This window comes from Kistimonas scapharcae, from assembly GCF_039540975.1.
Taxonomy (GTDB): Bacteria; Pseudomonadota; Gammaproteobacteria; order Pseudomonadales; family Endozoicomonadaceae; genus Kistimonas; species Kistimonas scapharcae.
The window spans coordinates 1-11400 of sequence record NZ_BAABFL010000380.1; the positions used below are offsets into that span (position 1 = coordinate 1).

Sequence of the window (11400 nt, forward strand, 5' to 3'; positions counted from 1 at the left end):
ATTCCGAGACTGGCAAATATTATCGAATACGCCTCATGCTGGCTGCCATGTGGTCTGCACAGGAGTTTTTGAGTACTTACGCTATCTGGTAACGTTGTAACAGCAGAGTTGGCTTCAGCACCGGAAGCCCTTGGCGCTAACTCCCTGGCTTCATCACTCTGTATTTGATCCAAAATTATTTTGCATGCCCTCCCTTGACGATTCACTCTACGGGTTACGTCGAGCATGTGCGATGTGTACACTTTATTGCCACTTGTGCATCGGAGTAATGTATCTTCCCAATCATCGTGTTTCGATGTAGTCATTTGATAATGTTGAGAAACTTGTTCTTTCTTTACCTCTGCCTTGAGTTCCTCAAGCATGGGAATAATAAGCGTGGGTGGTTTTTCATGATTTATTGTATCTTGATATAGTGATCTTTTTTCATGGGTAAGCTTAAAAGGTTTCGCAGCTTCTTCTTGTACGTCTTGACCTGGTAGTTCGTCTGTTTTTTTGTTCTGTGTTGGCGCTTGCAGTTATCATTTCTAAAGAGGTAGATTGTTTCTTTAGTTTTGTGAACCACTCTGCATTTTGTGTGATTTTTGGCTCTGAGTCAGCTATGACTTGTGTGGTTAGTGCTTGTATCTCGCCTAAGTTATGGAGAGATTCAGAAGATGGTGTCTGCTGAGAGATTACTGTATCTAAAGTTAGAGTTACACATTTTTGCCATAAGTCTAAGAGAGTGTCATCAGCATCTGTTTGTGTATCTCTCGCAATGGCAACAGTAAGATAATAAATGGCTTTTAAATAGTGTGGCTGTGAGTTACTTAATCCATATTCGATGAAGGTTTTGCTTTCAAGAAGAGAGTTTAACTCTGTTATATCTGTAACGATTTTTACTGAGTAATACCTTGCGCAAATTGCAAGTGGAACTAAGTCTTTTTGAGTTTGCGCGTTTTCATATTGGTTAATGATTGCTTTTATTAAGGCATTATAAGCGCGATCTTTTTCTTCATCTGAAATCGTGTCGTCAGATATCAATGAAAAGTAATCAGAGAAATATAAGTGTATGCTGTGAGTCCTGTTAAACTCATCAATAGTACGTTGGTGAACAGGGGGGCTGGTAAGTGAAGGGTAAGATTTTGATGCTTTTAGTTGATTTCTTGTAGTATGAGAGTTTACAGCTGTGTGAGTTTTTTGTTGGTTGAATAAATGCAGTGTTAGCATGCTTGATGATAAATGCCTAATCATTTTTAGCTCCAGTCAGATTGTGAATTTTGGTCATGAATCGTGTTTTTGGTGCGAATATAAATTGATATCTATCATGTTTGTGATTTTATCAAACTATGGGCGTGTTAATGGCCGGTTGATCGCTGTAATGAAATGGTATATGTAATTGAGTGGCTTTTGATGGATTAAGTTGCATTTGTGAATAACTACTTTTGTTTTTTTTGCTAACCTAAAACCTCAGTTCAAAAATGAGTATCGTTTTTAGTGTATTAAATAATTAAAACAATGGAAGGATATTGGTAGGCGTTACCCACGAATTGTGGACACCCTATTAAGGTAAATTCAGTCCTAACTGGGAGGTGTATCAATACTCGACATAGAAACCCTGCTTATGCCGAAGAGTTTCTGCTGTTGCTGAGCAGCTCGGTATCAGTGTTCAACAGACCTACAACTGGAATCACCTGTCGCCAGACCGTCTGATAAGCTCGCCATGACTCGAATCTGATATGAAGTTGTTGCTGTCTAGCAGTAAGTCTATTTAGACTCGCTAACAGCAAGACAAAAAAAGCCCGCTGTGTGGGCAGCGGGCAATATTACCGTGATTAGCCTGATGAGGAGATAACCTGCAGGGTTGTTTGACTGCATGCAAACAGAGGTGCAGGACGTAAGATCATCACACCTTACGTGCAGATAATGATAATCGTTATCATTTGAATGGTCAAATAATAATCTCTGGGAATTTGTAATTATGTGTAACGGAAGAGATGAGCCGGAGTTGGCATGAGCGCTTTGCAGAGTGGAGGCGTTGCATCTGAAAGCGCCGTGTGGCTTTAGTCTTTTTCCCCTGCATCCTGCAGGAGCTGCTTTTTCAGCTCAGGTGAAAGGTCATTCCAGTGCGAATTCATCAGTGCGCCTTCCAGTGCATACAGTAGAACCTTTGAAACCTTGAAACCACGCTCACGCACTTTGACATAGGCGCCTACGGCACCGTGGGCCTGCAGTTGATCCCGGTTGCGTATGCCTACCGCGTTGAGCCATTGCACAGAGGTCTTGCCCAGGTTCTTCAGCTCGATCAAATCCATTGATCTACTTCCTTTCCCTTGGTCGCCATCCTGGCGCACAGTTAACCGCTGACAGAATAAATGTCGTCTTGTTTGTAATGATAGCTAATTTTAATAGGGCAAAAACCCGGATGTGATTCTCAGGCGGCGGTTTTAATAAAGAAACACGAATCAGATGTCTCGTTGGTCATTTTTTCGGTTAAGAATGACGATGCTAAAGCCGGATTCTGTTTCTTTAACGGGCTCGGTGTAATAAACAACGGCACTTTCTACGGAATTTTGACGGTCATCCCGACGTAAAACGGTTGCCCTGCAGATATGCAGCATCTTTCCCCCATGCTGGACGCTGCGAATAAACTCGACTTTGCCCGGTGGCAGGGTGAAATCTATGCCCGGTTGACGGGATTTTTCAATCGCAATCAATTGATTGCGTACTTCTGCTGTATCGCAGAGCGGGGTGCCCGTTGCCAGCAGGTGGCTGGAGAACAGACAGCTCATTAATAAAACCACGTTCTTCATAATGACATTCCTTTGAACAGACGCCTGAGTCAGTATAGGTAAGTATTGGAGTACGCCTTGTGGAGAGAGTTCCCATAAAACCGGCGTTTGCGTATTAGCCTGAACGGGGGTTTTCCATATAATCCGACCATGGCTGGAACGAAACGAAAAAGCAGCCGGCAACCCGCTAAACGCGCAGGGAAGTCAGGTAAGCGAAAAAATGAACCCAGGGGACGCAAGCGCTGGCTGTCGCTGGTGCTGAAGCTTGGTATCGCCGGTCTGGCGGTGCTGATGGCCTTGATGGTCTATCTGGATGCGGTGGTCACACGGAAATTCGAGGGGCGCAAGTGGGCGATCCCGGCGAAGGTCTATGCCCAGCCGTTGGAACTCTATGCCGGGCTTCGGCTGGATCCTGAGCTCCTCCAGCTGCAGTTGCGTCGGCAGGGTTATCAGCCGGTGAAGCAGGTGGGCCGACCGGGGACCTATTCCCGAGAAAACAATCGCTTTCATATCTATATTCGTGGCTTCCGCTTCCCTGATGGACGGGAATCCTCGCGGCAGGTGATTGCTATCTTCCGCAATGGCATGCTGGCGGCGCTGGGTGACACGGCGGGTCGTGATGTGCCGGTGACCCGGCTGGATCCCCAGTTAATGGGCAGTATTTCGCCAGCCACCCATGAGGATCGGATTCTTGTTAGGCTGGACCAAACACCGCAATACCTGGTTCAGACGCTGGTCACGGTCGAGGATCGTGATTTTTATGACCACTGGGGCCTGTCGTTCAAAGGGATTGCCCGGGCGATGTTTGCCAACGTCAAGGCGGGTGGGATTGTTCAGGGCGGTAGTACACTGACCCAGCAGCTGGTCAAAAACTTCTTTCTCAGTAACGAGAGGACGCTGGCTCGCAAGGCTGAAGAGGCCTTGATGTCCTTGCTGCTGGAAATGCACTACAGCAAGGATGAGATTCTGGAAACCTATCTGAATGAGGTGTATCTCGGCCAGCAGGGGCAGCGGGCCATTCACGGGTTTGCCCTGGCAAGCCAGTTTTATTTTGCCCGCCCGTTGCAGGAGCTGGATCTGTCTCGGGTGGCGCTATTGGTGGCCATCGTTAAGGGACCCTCCTGGTATAACCCTCGCCGGTATCCGGAACGGGCGCTGGAACGTCGGAACCTGGTGCTCGACATGTTGGTTGAACATGGCGTTGTGACTGCCTCGGAAGCCAATCGAGCCAAGGGGCGTCCGCTGGGCGTGGTACCGGTGGAGCGTCTTCAGGCCAATGCTTTCCCTGCTTATATTGATTTGGTGAAACGCCAGCTCAGAACAGACTATCAGGATAAAGATCTCGCCAGTGAAGGGTTGCGCATATTTACCAATATGAACCCTGTGGTTCAGCACCAGGCTCAGGAGAGTCTGGCCCGTAAACTGAAACAGCTGGATCGAAAGGGGAAGCCGCCGCTGGAAGGGGCGATTGTCGTCACCGATGCCCGCACCGGGGATGTTCAGGCAGTAGTTGGTGGCCGAGACCCCGGTTTTGCCGGGTTTAACCGGGCATTAGATGCGCGACGTCCTATCGGTTCATTAATTAAGCCGGCCGTTTATCTCACCGCACTCATGCGACCGGAACAATACACCCTGGCGACCCTGATCAATGATGCACCGGTTAGCGTGAAACTGGCCAATGGCCAACTTTGGGAGCCGGGTAACTTCGATCGCAAGACCCACGGTCAGGTGCCGTTATATCAGGCGCTGGCGAAGTCCTATAACCTGGCGACCGCACAACTGGGGATGGACGTTGGGGTTGATCAGGTTGTTAAAACGCTTCGGAGCATGGGACTGAGCGGTCAGGTCAACACTTATCCATCGCTGCTGTTAGGTTCACTGGACTTGAGCCCCCTGGAAGTCGCAGCCATGTATCAGACACTGGCATCGGGCGGTTACCGGGTACCACTGCGGGCGATCAATGCGGTGCTGGATGCTCAGGGTAATCCCCTGAGGCACTATTCTCTGGCGGTGGAGCAGGTGTTCCCGGCATCTTCCATGGCGTTGATCCGTTATGCCATGCAGGAAGCGATGCGCAACGGCACGGGCAAAAGCGCTTACCGGACAATTTCGAATTCTGTCTCTCTGGCGGGTAAAACCGGTACCTCGGATGAACAACGGGACAGCTGGTTTGCCGGTTTTTCCCGGGACACACTGGCGGTTGCCTGGTTGGGCTATGACGATAATGCGCCCACGCACCTGACGGGTGGTACCGGTGCCTTGCGGGTCTGGACGGATCTGATGCGCCAGCGCCCCCTGAAATCCCTGCCCAAAGCCTCGGGTGACAACATCCACTGGATCACGGTAGATGAAAAGACCGGACTGATTGGTAGTCAATCCTGTAGTCAGAGTCGGGTACTGCCTTTTGTTAAAGGTTCAGAGCCTAAAGGGCGGGCCGCCTGTGCGGGGGAAGAAAAAGACTCTGTGGTAGACTGGTTCCGGGCCCTGTTTGAGTAGTGAGCCTTATATGGTTGAAGTGATTGGTGTTTCCCATAAGCAGGATGTTTGGACGCTGCTTTGGCTGCGTCCGCTGCTTGTTCTGTTTTTGTTGCTGGCAGGCGGCTGTAGCCTGCAGCCTTCCTTAATGCCTCTTCAGGCCACCTGGTCCGATGATCCTGCCATGCTGGCGCGGCTTGAGGAGGAAACAGCTGTCGGTCGTCCGGCAGCAGTGACCAGCCTGCTGAAAAACAGTCGGCAACAATGGTTGGGCGGAAATCAGGATAATGGTCTGGTGATATTGCATCGGGCTTTGCGCATCAGTCCGGATGATCCGTTAGTGTATTACTATATGGCGATGATGCAATCGGCCTTGGGCGAGTATCATGAAGCCTCACAGCTGGCTCGGCGCAGCCTCACGTTGACGGATGCTCCGTTGTTGCGTGAGCAAGTCCATCTTTTTCTGAATCAATTGAACCGGTCTATGGCGCCGGACGTACAAGGTAAGTAAACGCGTGTCTGAAGCAGTACGGATTTTATTGGCAGAGCTGGAAGCAGAGTTAAAACGTCAGTCGTTGTGGGAGGCGATGCCGCCTTCACCGGAAGCGCTGGCAAGCACCAGTCCTTTTTGTGTGGACACCTTGCCATTCACTCAGTGGCTGCAGTGGATTTATATCCCCCGCCTGAGAGCCATTATGGATCATGGCACAGCACTGCCGACCGGCAGTGATATCAAACCGTACGCGGAAGAAGCCTTCAAGGCCCAGCATATTGAAAACCGACGGAGCTTGCTGGAATTGATTGAACAGTTGGATTGGCAGATGCGTTGATTGAAACAATCAACAGTGCTCAGTTTTGCTGGTAGTTAGTCAGGATGCAACTACCAGCAAAACTGTCGGATTTACTCTTCTCTTCCTTCGCAATAAGCAGTAATCGCCTCATCGGCATCCCTGAGTTGTTCCAGTTTTTCCTCATGACTAAGCATACGGTAAGTGCCGTCTGCCTGTTTGATCTGGATACGATGGCTGTTGAGCAGACTTTTCCGGTTCGCTAATGCCCGGTCACAGGCTGCACGCTTCTCTGTATCCAGTTGCCTGAGTTGTTCTTCATATTTGGTCTGGTTCTGGCTTGCCGCGGGTGGTGTATTGAGCTCGTTACTTGCCGGTGTTGACGGCTTTTCATTACCAATGGCATTGGGCTTTTCCATGCCATCAACATTACCTTTAAATGCCTCTGGTGGTTTCGTGCCAAAGTGAACAGTGCCGTTAGCATCTTTCCAGCGGTATATCTGTTCGCTCATGGTGGGAACAGAGACGAGCATCAGGGCAAGGCCGATCAGGGTAAACGCTTTCATATTGGGGATCATTTGTTGTTATTGCTTCTATAACTTTAGCGTGATCTTACCGCAAAAAGTATTCCCTGTTATGTGCTGCAATATACAGGCTGGACTGCAGAATAGACGAAAGCGGAATGTCGGACGAATCCCTATTGACAATAGGGGTGAGTGAGCGCAGGCGCGCTATTGACACTTCACGGTGAAAATTCAACAATGACCCCATCTGGCGCACCGGTAGACACAATCTTCCGGTAAGGCCATTCAAGTGACAATAACAATACAGCATCGGGGTCAGGTTCTGCGACCATTCAGAATCTGGAGTTTGCCCGGTCTGCATTCCGCAAGCGTTACCCGCACAGGAATGTAATGGTCTTATACGACAAGGCCCTTTTAAGTCTGATTTACGAGCGCTGGCCACTGGCATGCCATCGTTGTGCAGGGAAACACCACCGACGTAACGGATTTACGCGACACGCTGCCACTGGCTGACAATAACAACAGAGAATCCGGCTCGGCTTTGGCAGGTCTACCGATGTAGTAAGGCCATGCGACACAACCAAGGCATCCCGGAAAAGACAATGATCGGTGAACTCGTGACTGAGGGTAAGCAAGTGGAATTACTATCCGGCGCGGACATGGTGGTTCGCGCCCTCGCCGATGAGGGGGTCGAGTATATCTACGGCTACCCGGGCGGCGCTCTTCTCCATGTCTATGATGCGATTTTCCGTCAGGACAAAATCACACACGTTCTCGTACGCCATGAGCAGGCCGCCACCCATATGGCAGACGGTTATGCCCGTGCCAGTGGCAAGGCGGGCGTGGCGCTGGTGACTTCCGGTCCCGGTGCAACCAATACCATTACCGGTATTGCCACTGCCTATATGGATTCTATTCCCATGGTGGTGCTTTCCGGACAGGTGCCGTCTGAGTTTATTGGCACAGACATGTTCCAGGAAACCGACATGGTCGGTATATCCCGGCCAATCGTGAAGCACAGTTTCCTGGTCAAGCGTGCTGAGGATATCCCGGAAACCATCAAGAAAGCGTTTTATATCGCTCAAAGTGGTCGTCCAGGACCGGTGGTTGTTGACCTGCCCAAGGACATCACGGATATCAGCAAAAAGTACGAATACAGCTATCCGAGCAAGGTCAAGATTCGTTCTTACTCTCCGCCGGTGAAAGGGCACAGCGGTCAGATTCGCAAGGCGACTGAATTGCTGATGCAGGCACGTCGTCCCGTGTTATATGCTGGTGGTGGTGTTGTCCTGGGCAAAGCGTCGGAGCAACTGACCCAGCTGGCTAAGAAGTTTAATTTACCCGTGACCAATACCCTGATGGGTTTGGGCTCATTCCCGGGTAGCGATGAACAGTTCATCGGTATGCTGGGGATGCATGGCAGTTACTGCGCCAATCTCGCCATGCATCACAGTGATCTGGTGATTGCTGTGGGTGTTCGCTTTGATGATCGGGTCACCAACAGCACTGCCAAGTTCTGTCCTACGGCAAAAGTCGTTCATATCGACATTGATCCGGCCAGTATCTCCAAGAATGTTCCTGCGGATGTTCCCATTGTGGGACCGGTCGATACTGTACTGAACGATATGCTGGAACTGGTAGAAAAAGAGTATGAGCCAGACAGCAATGCGTTAAAGAACTGGTGGAAGCAGATCGATGAGTGGCGCAGCAGCCGTGGTGGTCTTTTCGGCTATGACAAAGGTGATGAATCCATCATCAAGCCGCAGCAGGTCATTGAAACCCTGTATGAGGTGACAAAAGACCGGGATACGTTTGTGACCTCCGATGTTGGCCAGCATCAGATGTACGCTTCCCAGTATTACCGTTTTGATAAGCCAAACCGCTGGATTAACTCCGGTGGCCTCGGCACCATGGGCTTTGGCTTACCAGCAGCCATGGGGGTCAAACTGCATTATCCCGATGCCGAAGTTGCCTGTGTGACCGGTGAAGGCAGTATCCAGATGAATATCCAGGAACTGTCCACCTGTCGTCAGTACGACCTGAATGTGAAGATCATCAATCTGAACAACCAGGCGCTGGGCATGGTACGACAGTGGCAGGATATGCAGTACAACAGCCGCTACGCCCACTCCTACATGGAATCCCTGCCGGATTTCGTCAAGCTGGCGGAAGCGTATGGCCATGTGGGTATCAAGGTCTCCAGTCCTGCTGATCTGGAACCGGCGCTGCATGAAGCGTTCAGCCTCAACAACCGTCTCGTCTTCCTGGATGTGGATGTGGATCCTAACGAACATGTGTACCCGATGCAGATCCGTGAAGGCTCCATGCGGGATATGTGGTTAAGCAAGACGGAGCGGACCTGATGCGGCGCATTATTTCAGTACTGGTTGAGAACGAACCCGGCGCCTTGTCCCGTATTGTCGGTCTCTTTTCCCAGCGGAACTACAACATTGAAACACTGACCGTGGCACCGACCGAAGATCCGACCATGTCGCGTCTGACGGTGACCACCATCGGTAAGCCGGAAACCATTGAGCAGATCACCAAGCAGCTCAACAAGCTGATTGACGTCGTCAAACTGGTGGACCTGACCGAAGGTGCGCACATTGAGCGGGAGCTGATGCTGGTGAAGCTCAAGGCATCGGGTCCGCTGCGGGCAGAAGTGAAACGCTGCGCCGATATATTCCGGGGCCAGATTGTGGATGTGACACCGTCGGTCTACACCATCCAGCTCGCCGGTACCGGTGAGAAACTGGATGCCTTCCTGGAAGCGGTGGGAGAAAGCACGATCCTGGAAGTGGTGCGCAGCGGCGTGACGGGTATCGCGCGGGGTGAAAAGGTCCTGAGTCTCTAGGATCGAAATGAACTGTTCGCCATTTGAGCAGTCTGAATAATGAATGATAAGTGTGGGTTGGAAACGAGGAGTCCGGGATAAAATGAAAGTGTATTACGACAGAGACTGTGATCTCTCCATCATCCAGAACAAGCGCGTGACCATTGTCGGCTATGGTTCCCAGGGGCACGCCCATGCCAACAACCTGAAAGATTCCGGCGTTGAGGTGACGGTTGCTCTGCGTAAGGGATCAGCCTCCTGGAGCAAGGCGGAAAGTGCGGGTCTGGCGGTAAAAGAAGTGGCGGAAGCCGTAAGCCAGGCGGATGTGGTCATGATCCTGACCCCCGATGAATTCCAGGCGCAGCTGTATCGCAATGAGATCGAACCCAACCTGAAAGAAGGTGCAACTCTGGCCTTTGCCCATGGTTTCTCCATCCATTACAACCAGGTTGTGCCGCGCGCAGATCTGGACGTTATCATGGTCGCGCCTAAAGCACCTGGTCACACTGTCCGCTCCGAGTTTGTGAAAGGCGGTGGTATTCCTGATTTGGTCGCGATTTACCAAGATGCTTCCGGCAACGCCAAGCAGTTAGCACTTTCCTATGCTGCCGGCGTGGGTGGTGGTCGTACCGGTATCATCGAAACCACGTTCAAAGATGAGACTGAAACCGATCTGTTCGGTGAGCAAGCCGTCCTGTGCGGTGGTGCGGTAGAGTTGGTTAAGGCGGGTTTCGAGACCCTCACCGAAGCCGGTTATGCGCCGGAAATGGCTTACTTCGAGTGTCTGCATGAGCTGAAGCTGATCGTTGACCTGATGTACGAAGGCGGTATTGCCAACATGAACTACTCCATCTCTAACAACGCGGAGTATGGTGAGTATGTGACGGGCCCTGAAGTGATCAACGAGGAGTCCCGCCAGGCGATGCGCAATGCGCTCAAGCGTATCCAGAATGGTGAATATGCCAAGATGTTCATTACGGAAGGTGCGACTAACTATCCGTCTATGACAGCATATCGTCGTAACAATGCCGCACATCCCATTGAGCAGGTGGGCGCAAAGCTGCGTGAGATGATGCCCTGGATTGCTGCTAACAAGCTGGTGGATAAAGACAAGAACTGATCGCATTCACTGGTTATGAAAAGGCAGAGTTTACTCTGCCTTTTTTATAGGGCTAGTTCCTGTAATTTCGGCAAACCTATTTTGGTTAAGCTGTTATTGATCCAGCCAACCATGATGTTGATATGCTGGTTGGTCAAAACCGTTCCTTCAAAGTCGGTGGGGTACATTTCTCTGGCACTTTGGTTACTTTTTGCATCAACCAGTGATTCACGCATACGCTTTAACCATTTATGATTATCCGGACGCATATCAGCAAGATGTTGTAATGATGTCGTAGAATGAGTTTGTGTATAGCGTTCAAGTTCTGATGAATAGTGCCACCATGTTTCTCCACACCAGATTGCTCTTTCCCATGTCTTATACATCATCCTTAAATCAATCGGGGTTGTAATATGAGGAAGTTTTTGCAGAGAGACGTGGCAAGGGGGCATTGTAGGTGTCTTAGCCTTCGAGACTGATTGAGTCGTTGCTGCTTTTATACGTTGTCGCCTTTCAAAATAAGTCCGGTCAAACGATGGTTTTTTTATATCAAAAATGAGTTTAGCGATTTTATTAGCTGTCCATAAGTTGGATAAATCAGAAGTGGGAATGTTATTTCTATTCAATAGACTAGCCTGACTTCGACAAAACTCGCGATGTGCTTGTTTAGAGTGACGCCAGCAAAACTTAACATACTTTTTCGTCAGTTGAGAATCTGAGCGGCAACGCTGCAGTAATTCATGCCTAGGGCCTGCTGCATAAAGACCTCGTTCGGCAAGATCTTCAAAAAGCTGTGCCTCAGTTAAGTTCTTTTTGAATAGTCGCTCTATGGATCCCCCTGTGCCAGCATAGTTGTCGCCTCTTCTGAAATTTCCAACTTAAACAGGGGGTGGTCAGTGAGTAATCAATGACC

The 11400-nt window shown here is 50.1% G+C and carries 11 protein-coding genes; 6 read left to right on the forward strand and 5 right to left on the reverse strand.

What is annotated here, in order from left to right; genetic code table 11:
• Positions 1-435 precede the first annotated feature (435 nt).
• The 3 genes from ABD892_RS13820 to ABD892_RS13830 form a co-directional block, all read right to left on the reverse strand.
• Complete coding sequence (locus tag ABD892_RS13820) at positions 436-1230, reverse strand: hypothetical protein (RefSeq protein ID WP_345196384.1); 795 nt, start codon at positions 1228-1230, stop codon at positions 436-438.
• A gap of 809 nt (positions 1231-2039) precedes the next feature.
• Positions 2040-2291: a TfoX/Sxy family protein gene (locus ABD892_RS13825; RefSeq protein ID WP_345196386.1), complete on the reverse strand. Its 252-nt coding sequence runs from the start codon at positions 2289-2291 to the stop codon at positions 2040-2042.
• Positions 2292-2441: 150 nt separating this feature from the next.
• Complete coding sequence (locus tag ABD892_RS13830) at positions 2442-2789, reverse strand: hypothetical protein (RefSeq protein WP_345196387.1); 348 nt, start codon at positions 2787-2789, stop codon at positions 2442-2444.
• A 129-nt stretch (positions 2790-2918) separates the two neighbouring features.
• Between ABD892_RS13830 and mrcB the strand changes: the two genes are divergently transcribed.
• From mrcB to ABD892_RS13845, 3 genes are read left to right on the forward strand one after another with little or no spacing between them, the layout of a single operon-like run.
• Entirely contained in the window at positions 2919-5264 is a 2346-nt protein-coding gene (gene mrcB, locus ABD892_RS13835; RefSeq protein ID WP_345196388.1) for a penicillin-binding protein 1B, read from the forward strand.
• Positions 5265-5274: 10 nt separating this feature from the next.
• Entirely contained in the window at positions 5275-5754 is a 480-nt protein-coding gene (locus tag ABD892_RS13840) for a tetratricopeptide repeat protein (protein WP_345196389.1), read from the forward strand.
• 4 nt (positions 5755-5758) lie between these two features.
• Positions 5759-6073, forward strand: a complete 315-nt coding sequence (locus tag ABD892_RS13845) for a YqcC family protein (protein WP_345196390.1) — start codon at positions 5759-5761, stop codon at positions 6071-6073.
• Positions 6074-6144: 71 nt separating this feature from the next.
• Here the strand turns inward: ABD892_RS13845 and ABD892_RS13850 are convergent, their stop codons facing one another.
• Positions 6145-6597, reverse strand: a complete 453-nt coding sequence (locus ABD892_RS13850; RefSeq protein ID WP_345196391.1) for a DUF4124 domain-containing protein — start codon at positions 6595-6597, stop codon at positions 6145-6147.
• Between the two features lie 593 nt (positions 6598-7190).
• On the opposite strand from ABD892_RS13850, the gene ABD892_RS13855 reads away from it, so the two are divergent.
• The 3 genes from ABD892_RS13855 to ilvC all read left to right on the forward strand — a co-directional run bounded on the left by ABD892_RS13855 (position 7191) and on the right by ilvC (position 10508).
• Positions 7191-8918 carry an acetolactate synthase 3 large subunit gene (locus ABD892_RS13855; protein WP_345196396.1) on the forward strand — a complete coding sequence of 576 codons (1728 nt, stop codon included), beginning with the start codon at positions 7191-7193 and terminating at the stop codon, positions 8916-8918.
• Positions 8918-9409 carry an acetolactate synthase small subunit gene (gene ilvN, locus ABD892_RS13860; RefSeq protein WP_211830951.1) on the forward strand — a complete coding sequence of 164 codons (492 nt, stop codon included), beginning with the start codon at positions 8918-8920 and terminating at the stop codon, positions 9407-9409. Before ABD892_RS13855 ends, ilvN begins: the two co-directional genes overlap by 1 nt.
• Positions 9410-9491: 82 nt before the next feature.
• A complete protein-coding gene (gene ilvC, locus ABD892_RS13865; RefSeq protein WP_345196393.1) occupies positions 9492-10508 on the forward strand; it encodes a ketol-acid reductoisomerase in 1017 nt (338 codons plus the stop codon).
• Positions 10509-10552: 44 nt separating this feature from the next.
• Here ilvC and ABD892_RS13870 read toward each other — a convergent pair whose 3' ends face one another.
• Positions 10553-11113: a hypothetical protein gene (locus ABD892_RS13870; RefSeq protein ID WP_345196394.1), complete on the reverse strand. Its 561-nt coding sequence runs from the start codon at positions 11111-11113 to the stop codon at positions 10553-10555.
• Between the last annotated feature and the right edge of the window lie 287 nt (positions 11114-11400).